Below are 15031 nucleotides of genomic sequence, written 5' to 3'. Positions count from 1 at the left end.
GCCCCGACGCTGCCGACGTCAGACGGCGCTGACGCCGCCGTCGGCGACGATCACCTGGCCGGTGATGAAGGAGGCGTCGTCGGAGGCGAGGAAGGCGACGGGGCCGGCCATCTCGTCCGGCCGACCGGTGCGGCCCATCGGGCTCTGGGCGACGCACCAGGCGAGGGCGTCCTCGTCGTTGTCGGCGTGGGCGATCGAACGCATCGACGGGCTCATCGGCAGCACCGCGATGAAGCCCGGCGCCAGCGCGTTGACGCGGATGCCGCGCGGGGCGAGCTCCACGGCGAGGTAGCGGGTGAACGCCTCGAGCGCCGCCTTGGAGGCGCCGTACATCGCGCCGCCGCGCATCCGGCCGACGCGGGCGGTGATGCTCGAGATGTTGATGATCGAGGATCCCTCCGACAGGTGCGGGCTCGCCGCCCGGCAGACCCGTGCCGCACCGGCGAGGTTCACGTCCCACACGGTGTCGAGCGCCTCGTCGACGATCTCTTCCACGAGCCCGTGGCGCAGGAGGCCGGCGCAGTTGACCACCACCCTGAGCGGCCCGAGGCCGGCGGCGTAGGCGACCGCGCGGTCGACGCTCGCCCCGTCGCGCACGTCCATCCGCACGAGGTGGACGCCCGCCTGGTCCGGCGAGGGGCCGCCGGAGGCCGCCTCCTCCACCGCCATGTCGGCGGCGACGACGGTGTAGCCGTCGGCCACCAGGCGGCGGTTGATCTCGCGCCCGATGCCGCCGGTGCCACCGGTGACGAAGGCGATAGGTTGGGTCATGGAGGTCTCCAACGGCGGTCAGATCCGCTCGAAATAGCGCAGGCGCTCCCAGTCGCCGACGGACGCCTCGTAGGCGGCGACCTCGCGCTCGAAGAAGTTGACGAGGTGGGTATGGGCGGCTTCGCCGAAGGCGTTCTTCGCGACGCCGCTCGCCCGGAAGAGGCGGGTGGCGGCGGCGAGCGAGGCCGGCACGCGGTCGAAGCTCTCCTCGAGGTAGGCGTTGCCGTCGTAGGGCGCCGGAGCCGGCATCTTCGCCTCGATGCCGACGAGGCCCGCCGCGATCATGCCGGCGAGGGCGAGATAGGGGTTGGCGTCGGCGCCCGGCACGCGGTTCTCCACCCGGTAGGATGGGCCGTGCCCCACGAGGCGATAGGAGGCGGTGCGGTTGTCGAGCCCGACGGCGATGGCGGTCGGTGCGAACGAGTCCGGCTGGAGCCGCTTGTAGGCGTTCACGGTCGGCGCGTAGCACACCATCATGTCCGCCGTCGCCGAGGTGAGGCCGCCGAGGAAGTGGTCGAAGCGGGGCGAGAGATGGGCGGGGTGGCGGTCCGACCAGCCGGCCGGCGTGCCGTCGGCGCTCCACAGGCTCATGTGGATGTGGCAGGACGAGCCGACCTCGGCGAACCAGGGCTTCGCCATGAAGGTGAGCGACTTGCCCGCGAGGCCGGCAAGCTCCTTCATGAACGTCTTATAGAGGGCGTGCTGGTCGGCCATCTCCAGGGTGTCGGCGTAGCGCAGGTTGATTTCCTGCTGGCCGAGGCCCCATTCGGCCTTCGAGAACTCCACCTCCACCCCCGCCTCGAGAAGCTGGCGGCGGGCGGCGCTGATGAAGCCCTCGTCCATAGCAGACTGGAAGACGTGATAGTCGGCCCGGTAGCGCGAGACCGGGCGCAGGCCATCATATTTCTTCTCCCACGCCTCGGCGAAGCTGTCGTCGAAGAGGAAGAATTCGAGCTCGGTGGCGCACTTGAAGCGCAGGCCGATGGCCTCGGCGCGGGCGATCTGGCGCTTCAATAGGGTGCGGGGGGCGATGTCGAGGAGCTCGCCGGTCGTCTCGTTGGCCGCGTCGCAGAGCACGAAGGCGGTGCGCTCCAGCCAGGGCACCAGGCGCAGCGTCGACAGGTCCGGCAGGAAGCGGCAGTCCTGGAAGCCGCGGGCCCAGTCGGTGACGGCGTAGCCGGGCTGCGGGTCCATGTCCATGTCGACGCAGAAGAGGTAGACCGAGCCGTTCAGCGCCTCGCCCCGCACGGTGCGCTCGAAGCTCCGGCGCGTCAGGCGCTTTCCGACGAGGCGGCCCCAGATGTCGGGCAGCGCGCAAACCACGGTCTCGATGGCATGGGCATCGAGGAATTCGGATAGGGCCTCGGGGGCGACACCGGCAGGGGTCAAGGGCGGCTCCTCAGATGGTGACGAAGTAGCGATCGAGCTCCCACCTCGTCACGGCATTCTGGAGGTACTCGGTCCAGAGCCGCCACTCTTCGCGCCGGGAGAGGGCGAAGTGATCCACGAAGGCGTCGCCGAAGGCCGCGCGGGCGACGGGGGAGGCCTCGAAGAGGTCGACCGCCTCGGCGAGGGTGCGGGGGAGGGGGCGAAACCGCGCATCCTTGCTGGCGTTGCCGGTGGCGGGGGCGCCGGGGGAAAGCTCGCAGCGCAGCCCGTGGACGCCGCCCGCGAGCATCGCGGCGACGGCGAGGTAAGGGTTGGCGTCGGCGCCGGGGGCGCGATGCTCCACCCGCGCGGCCTTTGCCGAAGTGGTGATGACGCGCAGCGCGGCGGTGCGGTTGTCGAGGCCCCAGGAGGCGTTTTCCGGCGCCCATGCCCCGGCGTCGAGCCGGCGGTAGGCGTTGACGGTGGGAAAGAAGATCGCCGCGAAGTCGGGCATGGTGGCGGCGAGGCCGGCAACATAGGCCGCGCCGGCGGGCGACAGCGCGCCGCCGTCGAGGAAGGCGGGGGCGCCGTCCTTCCACAGGCTCTGGTGGACGTGGCCGCCGCATCCCGATTCCGACATGCGATATTTCGCCATGAAGGACGCGGTGTAGCCGAGCGACTGGGCGGTCTGCTTGACGACGAGCTTGGCGCGCGCCGCCATGTCGGCCGCCTGAAGCGGCGGGGCGTGGGGGAGTGCCATCTCGAGCATGCCGTGGCCGAGCTCGGTGTGGATCGCGTCGAGCGCGATGCCCACGTCGGCGAGGCGGTCCATCAGCTCGAGCCCCAGATCGCGCAGCTCCTCGGTGCGCAGGAGGCTGTAGGCGTTGCGGACGGTGTCGGGCGGGGTGAGGTTAGACCAGTCGCCCGCCGCGAGCGCCACATCGCGCCTCACCACGCAGATCTCGTACTCGAAGCCGAAGCGGATCTCGTAGCCGAGGTCGGCGGCGTCGGCCGCGACCGTGCGCACCAGGCTGCGCGGAGAGAGGGGGAAGAGGCTGCCGTCGGGTGTGAGAGTGTCGCAGAGGGCGGCGCCGAGGCGGCGGGAGCCGGCGTCGAACACCACCACGGTGTCGGGGTCGGCAACGATCAGATTATCGGGAAAGCCGTTGTCGCTGGACGAATGGACCGACTCGTAGACATCGTCGACCGAGGTGAGGCCGAAGAGGATGGTGCAGAAGGCCGCGCCCTTCGCCGACATCGCCTTGTCGATGCTGACGAGCTTGCCGCGCAGCCCGCCGTCGAGGTCGGGCACCTGCAGCTCGACATGGCGCACGCCCTCGCGGGTGAGCTCGGCCGCCTGCGCCTCGAGCCGAGCCGGATCGATGGCGAAGCTCATCGCGCCGCCCGAGATTGACTTCCCGGCCCGGGCGGAGGCAGGTGTGCCGCCATCCTGCCGAATTCGGAGAGGCTCACGGTCAAGTCCGACCCCGCTGCGGTTGAATCGGCGTGAGCATGCTACAATTTCTCCGGTCGACGCGTCTTAAAGGTATACGTATCAGTCCAATGGGATTCCCCGCAAGCCCTTCCCTCCCGCGCCGCCTCGGCCGGCGATGAGCGGCGACCACCTCGGCGAGCCTGACCCCAAGATCGCCCCCGTCCATCTGACGGCCGCCTACGAGCTGGTGGTGGAGCAGATCCGCCGCGCCATCGACCTCGGCCTGTTCCTGCCCGGCCAGAAGCTGCCGCCCGAGCGGGATCTCGCCGAGCAGATGTCGGTGTCGCGCTCGACCATCCGCGAAGCCGTCCGCGTGCTCGTGGCCGACGGCATCCTGTCGGTGCGGCGGGGAGCGTCGGGCGGGCTGATCGTCAACAACGTCCACACCCGCGATCCGGAGGAGCTGCGCGTCTACGCCAAGCGCAAGCGCGTGGAGCTGAACGACATCTTCGACTTCCGCATCGTCGTGGAGCAGGCGACGGCGAGCTTCGCCGCCCAGCGCCGCGGCGACGACAACCTCGCCGTGATGCGCACCGCCCTCGCGGCGATGGAGGAGGCGATCGCGGCCTCTTCCGCGGAGGACGACGACCCCGACCCGATCGCCGCCTTCAACGCGGCGGACACGAGCTTTCACATGGAGATCGCCCGGGCGTCGAAGAACCCGCACCTTCTGAAGAGCGTCGAGGCGATCCGGCGGGCGATGTTCCTGCCGGTGGGCGGCGTGTTCATCAAGCTGCGCAAGGACGCGAACGCGATGCACGAGCCGCTTTACAACGCCATCGCCGATCGCGATGCCGCCCGCGCCGCGGAGATCATGGCCGAGCACGTGCAGGCGACGCGACGGGCGATGATGGAGTTCCTCGACGGCAAGCGCTGAGCGCCCCTTGGCAGCGCCGCATCAATGGCCTAGAAAACATACCATTGATGTCGCAATCAACGGGAGGCGAAGCGATGACGGGTGGACCCCAGACTGTGAGCTTCGGCGTCGCTGTCACGGCGGTCGGCCCCGCCGGCATGTCCGACAGCGAGATGTATGGCGACATGTTCGGCGACGTCGCCTTCGCGATCGAGCAGGGCTTCGAGAAGCTCTGGATGATCGAGCATCACTTCTCCGACTATTTCCCGACCGCGAACCCGCTGCAGCTCCTCGCCTACATCGCCGGCCGCTACGGCGATGCCATCGATCTCGGCACCTGCGTGATCATTCCGCCCTGGTATCAGCCGCTGCGCCTCGCCGAGGACATCGCCCAGCTCCGCCTGCTGACCAAGCGGCCGATCGGCATCGGCATCGGCCGCGGCACGGCGATCCTCGAATATGAGCGCTTCGGCATCCCGAACATGGACGAATCGCGCGACCGCTTCCGCGAGACCTACGAGATCGTCCACAAAGCGCTGACCGAGGACACGATCACCTACGAGGGTCGCTATCTCTCCGTGCCGAAGCCGACGCGGCTGCGCCCGAAGGTGGACCCCGCCGGTATCACCTTCTACGGCGCCGTCGGCTCCACCCCGACGAGCGCGGAGATCATGGCCGACATGGGCCTGCCGATCATGTGCTCCTCCTTCGGCGATTTCGACAAGCAGGCCGAGATCGTGCGCCTCTGGAAGGCGAGGGCGGCGCAGAACGGCATGGACCCCGCGGCGCACCTCACGCCGATCATGGTGAACTGCATCGTCGCCGACACCGACGCGGAGGCCGTCGCCGAGGCGCAGGAGTTCATCCCGAAATTCATGCAGGCCCAGCTCGACCATTACGAAGGCGAGGGCGAGCATCTGCGCATCCTCGAAACCTACTCGGCCTGGCGCGGCATCTTCGAGGGCATGAAGAAGCGCTGCGATCCGGCGAATATTCCGCCGTGGACCAAGGGGCAGCTCATCGGCAGCCCGGAGACGGTCATCGCCCAGACCAAGCGCTTCGTCGAGGCGGGCTACAACCACATCTTCCTGCAGACGGCGACGCCGGGGGTTCCGCCCGAGCCGCGCCGCCGCTGGCAGAAGCGCTTCATGGAGGAGGTGGTGCCGCATCTGGAGCTCGCGCCGGAGCCGGCCTAGGCGCGCCCGCTGCCGACGGCGTCGCGGGCCACCGGGGCCCTTCTCATTCTCCCGCCGAGCGACGAGCCATAGGTCCGATGATTGCTTCTCTCGGGTGCGGCGGCCGGCGGACGGGCGGTCGCTTCACCGGTCCACCCTTCTCCTTCGCCCGAAAGTGACCCGATGACGAAGACCCTCGATCCCATCCTCGCCGAGATCCTCGCCGCGCCCGGAGACCCGAACGCCACGCCGGTGGAGGCGCAGACGCCGGAAGAGGCGCGGGCGGAGTTCAAGTCCGACATGGCGGCGGTCGACGGGCCGGCGGTGCCGATCGCCGCGGTGGAGGACATCGCCGTGCCGTGCGGCGCGGTGGAGCGGCCCGCCCGCCTCTTCACCCCCGACGGCGCAGCGGATCCCGCCCCGCTCCTCATCTACTTCCACGGCGGCGGCAACATCCGGGGCGATCTCGACACCCACGATTCCACCTGCCGCGTCCTCGCCAACGCCTCCGGCTGCAAGGTGCTCGCGGTCGACTACCGCCTCGCCCCGGAACACCCCTTCCCCGCCGCCGTGGAGGACGCGATGGGCGCCTTCCACCATGCGGCGAGCGCCGCCGGCGCGGCAGGGCTCGGCATCGATCCGGCGCGGATCGCCGTCGGCGGCGATTCGGCGGGTGGCAATCTCGCGGCCGTGGTGTGTCACCTGACGCGCGACGCCGGCGGTCCGATGCCGCGCTTCCAGCTCCTCATCTATCCGGTGGTGGATCATGTGTCCGACACCCCGTCGAAGCGCCTCTACTCGAAGGGCTACATGCTGAACTCGATGCCGTTCTATACGGCGAGCTATCTGCCCGACCCCGCGACCCGCACCGACCCGACGGCGTCGCCGCTGCGGGCGTCGTCGTTCGCGGGTCTCCCGCCCGCCTACGTGCTCGCCGCCGGCTTCGATCCCCTCCTCGACGACGACAAGGCCTATGCCGAGGCGCTCGCGGCGGCGGGCGTGCCGGTCACCTATTCCTGCTACGACGGCATGATCCACGGCTTCATCTCGCTGCGCGGGCTGGTGCCGCATGCCGACAAGGCGCTCACCGAATGCGGCGCGGCGATGCGCGCAGCGCTCGCCTGATACGGGAGTTTCGATGCCTCACGCACTCATCGCCGGCGGTCTCGGGGTGATCGGCCGCAACCTCGCCGATCACTTCTCCGCCCTGCCGGATTGGCGCGTCACAGCCCTCTCGCGCCGCACGCCGGACTTCGAGACGTCCGCGGCCTATCTGTCGGTCGACCTCCTCGACACGGCGGCGACCAAGGCGGCGATCGCGCCCCTCACCGACGTGACCCACCTCTTCTTCGCCGCCTATCAGGAGCACGCCGACCCGAAGGATCTGGTGAGCGTCAACACCGCGATGCTGACGTCACTGGTGGAGGCGACGGAGGCGGCCTCACCCGCCTTCCGCCGGGCGATGCTCTACGAGGGCGCCAAATATTACGGCGTCCACATCGGCGAGTTCCGCACGCCGGCGAAGGAGAGCGATCCGCGCCACATGCCGCCGAACTTCTACTACGACCAGGAGGACTATCTCCTCGGCGCGGCCGCGGGGAAGGCTTGGGACGCGGTGGTGATGCGGCCGGACGTCGTCTGCGGCTTCGCCGTCGGCAATCCCATGAACCTTGCGATGGTGATCGCCGTCTATGCCGCCATCTCCAAGGAACTCGGCCTGCCGCTGAAGTTCCCGGGCACGGCGACCTGCTACGGCAAGCTGGCGCAGGTGACGGACGCGGCGCAGCTCGCCGCCGGCACCGAATGGGCCGCGCTCAACGCCGTCGGCGGCGAGGCCTACAACCTCACCAACGGCGATCTCTTCCGCTGGAACCAGATCTGGCCCGCCTTCGCCGCGGCCTTCGGCATGGAGGTGGGCGACGTGCAGACCATCTCCCTCACCGAGTTCATGGCCGACAAGGGGCCGGTGTGGGACCGCATCGTCGCAAAGCACGGCCTGTTGCCCGTGCCCTACGACAAGGTCGCGAGCTGGGGCTTCGGCGACTTCGTTTTCAACTGCGATTACGACGTGATCTCGTCCACCACCAAGATACGGCAGGCGGGCTTCGCCCCGGTGGTGGACAGCGAAGCGATGTTCCTGCGCCTCTTCCAGGAGTTCCGCGAGCGCAAGGTCATTCCCTGAGGGGTGAGGCGGGGCCGGCGCTCCTTCGCGACGGAGGCTCGGGCGGTCGGCAGCGTGCGCTCAGGTGCGCACCGGCGGCTTGCCGGCGTCGATCCGGCCCATGCCTTCCTTCGCCGCGGGAAAGCCCGGGCTGATCTGCATGGCGCGGTTATAGGCGGCGCGAGCCTTGTTGTAGTCGCCCTTGGTCTCGAGGGCGAGGCCACGATTGACCCAGGCGTCGGCGTAGTCGCGATCGAGGGCGAGGGCCTGATTGAAGTCGTCCAGCGCGGCGTCGACGTCGCCGGTCGCGAGGTAGGAGACGCCGCGGCCGTTGTAGGGCTCGGGCGCCTTCGGATCGAGGCCGATGGCGATGCCGAAGTCTTCCAGCGCGAACGAATGGAGCTTCTGCGACTGGTAGACCAGCGCCCGGTTGTGGAAGGCGCGGGGGTCGCTGGAGTTGAGGCGGATCGCGGCGTTGAAGTCCTCGAGCGCCCGCTCGCGCTGGCCCTTGAGGCGATAGATGTTGCCCCGTCCCACCAGCGCGCTGTCGTACTCCGGGTTCACTTGGAGGGCGCGGTTGTAGTCCGACAGCGCGGCGTCGAGATTGTTCTGACGGCGATAGACCAGCGCCCGGTTGGCGTAGGCCTGGTAGTAGTTCGGGTCGATCTGGATGGCGTGGTTGAAGTCCTCGATCGCCTGATTCGTCTTGCCCGCGCGGCCGTAGGCGGTGCCGCGCATGTTGTAGGCGCTGGCATCCTGCGGATTGGCCTCCACCACCTCGGTCAGAGAGGCGATGTTGGTGGGCGAGCCGGCCTCCGGGCTGAGGAAGCGCCCGGACCCGGTAGCGGCTTGGTCGACCACGCAGCCGCCAAGCGCGGCTGCCACGAGCGCAGCCGGCGCCGCCGTTCGGACGAATGGAACTCGCATCATCACCAACACACGATACAGGGTTGCGGGAGGCGACGCGACGCCAGCCGGATCGACGAGAAGCTTAGCTGCGCTTCTTGCCCGGGAGAAGACCTTCGCGCTGAGCGCGCTTACGGGCCAGCTTGCGAGCGCGGCGGACGGCCTCGGCCTTTTCGCGCGCCTTCCGCTCGGAGGGCTTCTCGTAATGGTTGCGCATCTTCATTTCGCGGAAGATGCCTTCGCGCTGCATCTTCTTCTTCAGCGCCTTCAGCGCCTGGTCGACGTTGTTGTCCCGAACGAGAACCTGCACGTGGTCACATTCCTTTTGTTGCACGGTGCATCACGGCTGCACCGTCGTGCCGGGTGTTGAAGCGGGGGCGCCACCGCAACGACCATGGGCGACCGCCACTCCGTCGCGAGCGCGTTGCGCGCACGCCGAAACAGGCTGGTCAACATAGACGAGCCGAGACCGCTATCAGCCCTTCGCTGAAGAGTCCACCGGGCGGCCCACGAAATTTACGTGACCCATCTTGCGCCCCGGTCGGTGCGCCCCCTTGCCGTATAGATGAAGGCGGGCGGCCGGATTTTCCAGATGTCGGGCCCAATCGTCGGCGTCGGCGCCGATGAGGTTCTGCATCGTGATGTCGACGAGGCGGGTGGTGGCGCCGAGCGGCCAGCCGGCGACGGCGCGGATGTGGTTCTCGAACTGGCTCGTGATCGCCCCGTCCTCGGTCCAGTGGCCGGTGTTGTGGACGCGCGGCGCCATCTCGTTGGCGATCAGCGGGCGCGCCGGATCGGCGGACACGAACCACTCGATGGCGAGGACGCCCACATAGTCGAGCCGGGCGGCGACGGCGGCGACCATCTCGGCCGCGGCGGCCTCGGTGGTGGGGTCGAGCGGGCCGGGCAGCACCGAGCGGCGCAGGATACCGTCGGCGTGATGGTTCGCCGGCGCGTCGTAGGCGACGGTGCGGTCGTCGGCGGCGCGGGCGAGCACGGTCGACGTCTCGGCGGTGAACGGGATCATCTCTTCGAGGATCGCCGGCGCGGCGCCGATCGCGTCGAAGGCGGCGGCGGGGTCGGTGTCCGCGGTGAGGCGGGCCTGGCCCTTGCCGTCGTAGCCCATGCGGCGCGTCTTGAGGATCGCCGGTGCGCCGAGCTCGGCGATCGCGTCGGCAATGTCGGCGGCGCTGTCGACCGCCCGATGACGGGCGACGGGGAGGCCGCAGTCGGCGAGGAACGCCTTCTCCGCCAGCCGGTCCTGGGCGACGGCGAGGGCGGGCGGCGCCGGGCGCACCAGCGTCGACAGCCCCTCGACCGAGGCGACGGGGACGTTCTCGAACTCGTAGGTGATCACCTTGACCGAAGCGGCGAAGGCGGCGAGGGCGGCCGCGTCGTCGTAGGCGCCGACGGTGTGATGGCGCGCCACGGAGAAGGCCGGCGAGGCGGCGTCGGGGGCGTAGATGTGGCAGTCGAGGCCGAGGCGGGCGGCGGCCATCGCCATCATCCGACCGAGCTGCCCGCCGCCCAGGATGCCGATGGTGTCGCCGGGGGAGAGGATCATGCGTCGTCGACCGGCGCGTCGGCCACGGCCTCGGTCCGTGCGGCGCGCCAGGCGGCGAGGCGCTCGGCGAGAGCGTCGTCGGAGAGGGCGAGGATCGAGGCGGCCATCAGGCCGGCGTTGGTCGCGCCCGCCTTGCCGATGGCGAGGGTGCCCACCGGCACGCCGCCCGGCATCTGGACGATCGACAGGAGACTGTCCCACCCCGAGAGGGCCCGGCTTTCCACCGGCACGCCGAGGACCGGGAGCGTGGTCAGGGCGGCGATCATGCCGGGCAGGTGGGCAGCACCGCCGGCGCCGGCGATCACCACCTTGACGCCGCGGGCGACGGCGGTCGTCGAAAAATCGTAGAGGCGCTGCGGCGTGCGGTGGGCGGACACGATGGCGACGTCGTGCGGCGCGCCGAGCTCACCGAGGACGTCGGCGGCGTGACGCATCGTCGCCCAGTCGGACTGGCTTCCCATGACGATGGCGACGGGCGCCGCCGGATCCTTGAGAGCGCTCACGCGATGATGTCCGGCAGGACGCGGGCGGAGAGGATGCGGATCTCGTCCTTGAGCTGCAATTTGCGCTTCTTCAGTCGTTTGATCTGCAGCATGTCGGACGAGCCCGTTTCCTCGAGCGCCGCGACGGCGGCGTCGAGATCCCGGTGCTCTTGCTGCAATGCGCTGAGGCGCTCGATCAGAAAGTTGTTGTCGTCTTCCATCGCGCCAGACCGCGGTTCGATTTTGAATATATTGAACCGCGGTTGACTGTCGAGAGGCAGATGGGTGGTGTCAGCCGGCCGGCGCACCCACGACGGCGACGGTCGGCCGCCCTTCGCCGAAGATGCGGCGGGCGGCGCGGCGCACGTCCTCCAGCGTCACGGCCTCCACGAGGTCGTTGCGCTTGTCGATATAGTCCATGCCGAGATCCTCGATCTGGATGAACAGGAGCTGGCGGGCGATGGAGCTCGACGAGCCGAAGCGCAGCGCGTAGGAGCCGGTGAGATAGGCCTTGGCGTCGGCGAGCTCCTCCTCGGTGGGGCCCTCGGTCGCCATCCGCTCGAACTGGTCGAGGATGACCTTGACGGCCTCCTGCGCCTGATCGTTGCGCGTGGCGGTGCCGCCGCCGAACACGGCGGTGTGCGCGTAGGGGGCGAGGTAGGAGTAGACCGTGTAGGCGAGACCCCGCTTCTCGCGCACCTCCTGGAAGAGCCAGGACGAGAAGGCGCCGCCGCCGATGATGTGGTTCATCACGTAGGCGGGGATGAAGTCCGGATCGCTGCGCGGCAGGCCCGGGCCGCCGAAGCGGATCGCGGTTTGCGGCGTGTCGACCGTATCGCTCACCGTGAGGCCCATGGCGGGCTCCACCTCGGCCACGTCGGCGAGGTCGGCGTGCTCGGGGAGGTCGCCGAAGGTGCTGTCGAGCAGCGCGGCGAGGGTGTCGGCGTCGATGTCGCCGACCACGGCGATGACGAGATTGTCGCGGGCGATGCCGTGCTTGAAGGCGTCGACCATATCGTCGTGACCGAGATTGGCGACGCTCTCCACCGTGCCGTTGGCGGGGACGCCGTAGGGATGGTCCGGGAAGGCGGTGCGCGACCACAGGCGCGCGACCACGTTGTCGGGATCGTTCTGCTCGCGGCGAAGCCCGACGGTGATCTGGGCGCGGATGCGCGTCAGGGCCTCGTCGTCGAAGCGCGGCTCGGTGAGAGCGAGGCGCAGGAGGTTGAAGCCCTGCTCCACCGAGGAGGAGAGGGTGGTCAGGTCGCCGTAGAGATGGTCGCGGCTCGAATCGAAGCTGAGCCGCACGGCGTTGTCCTGCAGCGCCGTCTGGAAGGCGACCGAGTCCATGTCGCCGGCGCCCTCGTCGATCGTCGACGCGAGGAGGTTGGCGCGGCCGGCCTTACCCTCGGGGTCCTGCGACGAGCCGGCACCCTTGAAGGCAATGTCCACCGCGACGACGGGCACGGTGTCGTCGGAGACGAGCCAGGCGGTGATGCCGCCGGGACTGGTGACTTCCTGGATGTCGATGGCTGAGGCACTCCCCACGCTGGCCGAGATGAACAGGGTCGCGACGATAGCGCGTTTCACAAGATGGTACATGGTCATGTTCCCGTCGCGCTTAGCGGATCGCCGTCGAGGGGGCGGGGGCGGGCGCGGTGATGGCAGCGGTCGCCGGCGCATCGGCTTCGAGCAGGCGGCCGGTGACGGTGGCCTGATCGTCGAGCCACGTCTTGGCCGCGGCCCGCACGTCGTCGGCGGTGATCGCGGAGATGGCCGTCGGCCAGGTCTGCACCTCTTCCACCGTGGAGCCGGTGGCGAGGGCGGCGCCGAAGATCCGGGCGAGCGAGGCCTGGTTGTCCTGGGCGAAGATCGCCGAGGCGAGGAGGCTCGTCTTGGCGCGCTGCAGCTCCTCGTCGGAGACGCCGTTGTCGGCGATGTCGGCGATGATCTCGCGCGCCCTGTCCTCGAGCGCCTCGAGCGAGGTGTCGCCGCGGGGGATGGCGTAGAACACGAAGCGCGTGTCGTCGATGGCGCTCGACTGGTACCAGGCGCCGGCCGAGGTGGCGATCTTCTCGTCGCGCACGAGGGCCGTGTAGAGGCGGCTCGTATTGTTGCCGCCGAGGATCTCGGCGAGCACGTCGAGCGCTTCGGCGGTGCCGGGCTCGGCGGTGGTGTAGCTCGGCACCAGCCAGGCGAGCTGGGTGGAGGACTGGGTGACCCGCGGATCGGCGAGCTCCACCAGGCGGTCGGCGCGCAGCTTCTGCGCTTGCGGGCGGACGCGGGTGACGCGGCCCTTGTCGTCCGCGATCTTGCCGTAGGTCTCCTCCGCGAGGGTGCGGATCTCGTCGACGTCCACGTCGCCGGCGATCACGAGCACGGCGTTGCCGGGGCGGTAGTGCGACCGGTAGAAGTTGAGCGCGTCCTCGAAGGTGAGGCTCGCCACCTCGTTGGGCCAGCCGATGATCGGGTCCGAATAGGGGTGGTTGATGAAGAGGGCGGCGTCGACCGCTTCGCCGAGCTCTGCCGACGGCCGGGTCTCGATGCGGGCGCGACGCTCTTCGAGCACCACCTTGAGCTCCGGCGCCGACACCTCGTGGGTGAGGCGGAGATTACGCATCCGGTCGGCCTCGAGGGCCATCATCTGCGGCAGATTCTGCTTGGAGACCTGCTGGTAGTAGCCGGTGTAGTCGTTGGAGGTGAAGGCGTTCTCGCGACCGCCGACGCGGGCGACGGTGTCGGAAAAGGTGCTGCCGGGGTTCTCCGACGTTCCCTTGAACATCAGGTGTTCCAGGTAGTGGGCGATGCCCGACTTGCCGGGCGGCTCGTCCGCCGCGCCGATGCGATACCACACCATGTGGGTGACGATGGGGGCCCGGCGGTCCGGGATCACCACGACCTGCAAGCCGTTGTCGAGGGAGAAGGTGGTGGCGTCGGGGGCGATGGTGAGATCGCTGAGGTCGACCGGCTTGGCGGTGGCCGGGAGGGTCATCATGAGGGTGGCCACTCCTATCGCGGCGAGGGAGTTCGTGATCGGCGTCATGGGCGGCACAATCCTGTCAAACGTACGGGGCGGAGGCTAGGGGAGCCCCACGCCGCCACCTACTGAAGATTTCGTAACGTCCTACGCGTGAAACTATAGGATGCATTTGGTCGCATGCCAATCGCAAGGTTGCGGAGAGGAGCCGCCTACCGTCCGGCGCGCACTCCGGTGAGGAAGTCGACGAGCGCGGCGTTGAACGCGGCGGGTGCCTCGATATTGGACAGATGGCCCGCCCCGGGCAGGATCACAAGCGTGGCCCCGCCGATACGGGCGGCGATCTCCTCGGCGAGGGCGGGCGGCGTCACCCGATCGCGTGCGCCGACGACGACGAGGGTCGGCAGCGAGATCCGATCGACCAGCGGGTCGAGGTCCTCGGCGACGGAGCACTCGATGGCGGCGACGTAGCCCGCCGTGCGCAGCCGCGACATCGACGCGACGAGGGCGGCGATGGTCGCCGTATCGTCGCGGTCGCCGACGAGGGTGCGGGCGAGACCCGGCGCGATGTCGGCCGGCGTCTTGCCGGCGAGGAGCGGGTCGCGGCGCTTGGCGACGAACAGTGCGCGGTCGCGTGCGGAAAGGTGGCGGAAGCCGAGATGGGTGTCGGCGAGCACCAGCGAGGCGACCCGCTCCGGCCATGCGGCGGCCGTGTCGAGCGCGATGCGCGCGCCCATGGACAGGCCGACGAGGTGGGCGCGCGGGGCGTCGAAGTGGTCGATGACCTTGCGCAGATCGTGCCGGAAGTCGGCCCAGGCGAGGGGGGCGTCGTCGCTGTCGCCGTAGCCGCGCCCGTCCCACGCGGCGGCGTGGAAGCCGGCGGCGGCGGTCGCTTCCAGCGCTGCGCTCCAGTTGTCGCGCCCGCCCCCGACGCCGTGGAGGAACACGACGAGCTCGCCGTCGGACGGGCCGCGGTGGGCGACGGCGATGTGGGGGGAGGGACCGATGCGGACGAGGGTCATGGCGAGGCCTTGCGAGCGTCGAACCCTCATAGCCGCGCGGATCCGGCTGCGAAAGGGCGGCATGCGCGGCGTGGTTGCGGCCTCCGTGCGGAGCGGCTAGATCAGGGGCCGATTGGGGCGTAGCCAAGCGGTAAGGCAGCGGTTTTTGGTACCGCCATGCGCTGGTTCGAATCCAGCCGCCCCAGCCAACCCCCGTTCCGGGCGCGGGCCCCTCCGACGCTTCAGCCGCAACGCACGGCCGCCCTTCGTGAGGG

Annotated in this window: 15 protein-coding genes and 1 tRNA gene; 5 read left to right on the top strand and 11 right to left on the bottom strand. The window is 69.6% G+C overall.

Annotated features, from left to right (window positions below; all coding sequences use genetic code 11):
* Positions 1-18 precede the first annotated feature (18 nt).
* The 3 genes from JCR33_RS23260 to JCR33_RS23250 are packed head-to-tail and all read right to left on the bottom strand — an operon-like array spanning position 19 to position 3535.
* On the bottom strand, positions 19-771 hold the full coding sequence (locus JCR33_RS23260; protein WP_198884541.1) for an SDR family NAD(P)-dependent oxidoreductase: 753 nt from the start codon (positions 769-771) through the stop codon (positions 19-21).
* Between the two features lie 18 nt (positions 772-789).
* A complete protein-coding gene (locus JCR33_RS23255; protein WP_198884540.1) occupies positions 790-2160 on the bottom strand; it encodes a glutamine synthetase family protein in 1371 nt (456 codons plus the stop codon).
* Between the two features lie 10 nt (positions 2161-2170).
* The gene (locus JCR33_RS23250; RefSeq protein WP_198884539.1) at positions 2171-3535 is read right to left on the bottom strand and encodes a glutamine synthetase family protein; all 1365 of its coding nucleotides are present in this window, start codon (positions 3533-3535) and stop codon (positions 2171-2173) included.
* A 214-nt stretch (positions 3536-3749) separates the two neighbouring features.
* On the opposite strand from JCR33_RS23250, the gene JCR33_RS23245 reads away from it, so the two are divergent.
* The 4 genes from JCR33_RS23245 to JCR33_RS23230 all read left to right on the top strand — a co-directional run bounded on the left by JCR33_RS23245 (position 3750) and on the right by JCR33_RS23230 (position 7847).
* A complete protein-coding gene (locus JCR33_RS23245) occupies positions 3750-4511 on the top strand; it encodes a FadR/GntR family transcriptional regulator (protein WP_198884538.1) in 762 nt (253 codons plus the stop codon).
* 74 nt (positions 4512-4585) lie between these two features.
* Positions 4586-5686, top strand: a complete 1101-nt coding sequence (locus JCR33_RS23240; protein ID WP_198884537.1) for an LLM class flavin-dependent oxidoreductase — start codon at positions 4586-4588, stop codon at positions 5684-5686.
* Between the two features lie 162 nt (positions 5687-5848).
* Positions 5849-6790 carry an alpha/beta hydrolase gene (locus JCR33_RS23235; protein ID WP_198884536.1) on the top strand — a complete coding sequence of 314 codons (942 nt, stop codon included), beginning with the start codon at positions 5849-5851 and terminating at the stop codon, positions 6788-6790.
* 13 nt (positions 6791-6803) lie between these two features.
* A complete protein-coding gene (locus tag JCR33_RS23230) occupies positions 6804-7847 on the top strand; it encodes an SDR family oxidoreductase (protein ID WP_198884535.1) in 1044 nt (347 codons plus the stop codon).
* 60 nt (positions 7848-7907) lie between these two features.
* Here the strand turns inward: JCR33_RS23230 and JCR33_RS23225 are convergent, their stop codons facing one another.
* The 8 genes from JCR33_RS23225 to JCR33_RS23190 form a co-directional block, all read right to left on the bottom strand.
* Positions 7908-8711 carry a tetratricopeptide repeat protein gene (locus JCR33_RS23225; RefSeq protein WP_198884534.1) on the bottom strand — a complete coding sequence of 268 codons (804 nt, stop codon included), beginning with the start codon at positions 8709-8711 and terminating at the stop codon, positions 7908-7910.
* Between the two features lie 106 nt (positions 8712-8817).
* Positions 8818-9066: a 30S ribosomal protein S21 gene (gene rpsU, locus JCR33_RS23220; protein ID WP_332461257.1), complete on the bottom strand. Its 249-nt coding sequence runs from the start codon at positions 9064-9066 to the stop codon at positions 8818-8820.
* Positions 9067-9207: 141 nt separating this feature from the next.
* On the bottom strand, positions 9208-10296 hold the full coding sequence (locus JCR33_RS23215; protein ID WP_198884533.1) for a 5-(carboxyamino)imidazole ribonucleotide synthase: 1089 nt from the start codon (positions 10294-10296) through the stop codon (positions 9208-9210).
* Positions 10293-10757 carry a 5-(carboxyamino)imidazole ribonucleotide mutase gene (gene purE, locus JCR33_RS23210; RefSeq protein ID WP_198884553.1) on the bottom strand — a complete coding sequence of 155 codons (465 nt, stop codon included), beginning with the start codon at positions 10755-10757 and terminating at the stop codon, positions 10293-10295. Before purE ends, JCR33_RS23215 begins: the two co-directional genes overlap by 4 nt.
* 38 nt (positions 10758-10795) lie before the next feature.
* Positions 10796-10999, bottom strand: coding sequence for a YdcH family protein (locus tag JCR33_RS23205; protein WP_198884532.1), 204 nt, complete (start codon positions 10997-10999; stop codon positions 10796-10798).
* Positions 11000-11069: 70 nt separating this feature from the next.
* Complete coding sequence (locus JCR33_RS23200; protein WP_211110538.1) at positions 11070-12380, bottom strand: M16 family metallopeptidase; 1311 nt, start codon at positions 12378-12380, stop codon at positions 11070-11072.
* A 19-nt stretch (positions 12381-12399) separates the two neighbouring features.
* Positions 12400-13773, bottom strand: coding sequence for a M16 family metallopeptidase (locus JCR33_RS23195; protein ID WP_198884530.1), 1374 nt, complete (start codon positions 13771-13773; stop codon positions 12400-12402).
* A gap of 194 nt (positions 13774-13967) precedes the next feature.
* Positions 13968-14777, bottom strand: a complete 810-nt coding sequence (locus tag JCR33_RS23190) for an alpha/beta fold hydrolase (protein WP_198884529.1) — start codon at positions 14775-14777, stop codon at positions 13968-13970.
* A 113-nt stretch (positions 14778-14890) separates the two neighbouring features.
* On the opposite strand from JCR33_RS23190, the gene JCR33_RS23185 reads away from it, so the two are divergent.
* Positions 14891-14965, top strand: a tRNA-Gln gene (locus tag JCR33_RS23185).
* Positions 14966-15031 lie beyond the last annotated feature (66 nt).

It is taken from the genome of Acuticoccus mangrovi (assembly GCF_016411865.1).
Taxonomy (GTDB): Bacteria; Pseudomonadota; Alphaproteobacteria; order Rhizobiales; family Amorphaceae; genus Acuticoccus; species Acuticoccus mangrovi.
The sequence above is the reverse complement of the archived record's forward strand: the minus strand, read 5'-3'. Positions and strand labels throughout refer to the sequence as shown.

What these genes read in the sequence shown, in the direction of transcription:
- JCR33_RS23260 (WP_198884541.1), bottom strand. Translation starts at nt 771, where the DNA reads ATGACCCAACCTATCGCCTTCGTCACCGGTGGCACCGGCGGCATCGGG.
- JCR33_RS23250 (WP_198884539.1), bottom strand. Translation starts at nt 3,535, where the DNA reads ATGAGCTTCGCCATCGATCCGGCTCGGCTCGAGGCGCAGGCGGCCGAG.
- JCR33_RS23245 (WP_198884538.1), top strand. Translation starts at nt 3,750, where the DNA reads ATGAGCGGCGACCACCTCGGCGAGCCTGACCCCAAGATCGCCCCCGTC.
- JCR33_RS23240 (WP_198884537.1), top strand. Translation starts at nt 4,586, where the DNA reads ATGACGGGTGGACCCCAGACTGTGAGCTTCGGCGTCGCTGTCACGGCG.
- JCR33_RS23235 (WP_198884536.1), top strand. Translation starts at nt 5,849, where the DNA reads ATGACGAAGACCCTCGATCCCATCCTCGCCGAGATCCTCGCCGCGCCC.
- JCR33_RS23230 (WP_198884535.1), top strand. Translation starts at nt 6,804, where the DNA reads ATGCCTCACGCACTCATCGCCGGCGGTCTCGGGGTGATCGGCCGCAAC.
- JCR33_RS23215 (WP_198884533.1), bottom strand. Translation starts at nt 10,296, where the DNA reads ATGATCCTCTCCCCCGGCGACACCATCGGCATCCTGGGCGGCGGGCAG.
- purE (WP_198884553.1), bottom strand. Translation starts at nt 10,757, where the DNA reads ATGGGAAGCCAGTCCGACTGGGCGACGATGCGTCACGCCGCCGACGTC.
- JCR33_RS23205 (WP_198884532.1), bottom strand. Translation starts at nt 10,999, where the DNA reads ATGGAAGACGACAACAACTTTCTGATCGAGCGCCTCAGCGCATTGCAG.
- JCR33_RS23200 (WP_211110538.1), bottom strand. Translation starts at nt 12,380, where the DNA reads ATGTACCATCTTGTGAAACGCGCTATCGTCGCGACCCTGTTCATCTCG.
- JCR33_RS23195 (WP_198884530.1), bottom strand. Translation starts at nt 13,773, where the DNA reads ATGATGACCCTCCCGGCCACCGCCAAGCCGGTCGACCTCAGCGATCTC.
- JCR33_RS23190 (WP_198884529.1), bottom strand. Translation starts at nt 14,777, where the DNA reads ATGACCCTCGTCCGCATCGGTCCCTCCCCCCACATCGCCGTCGCCCAC.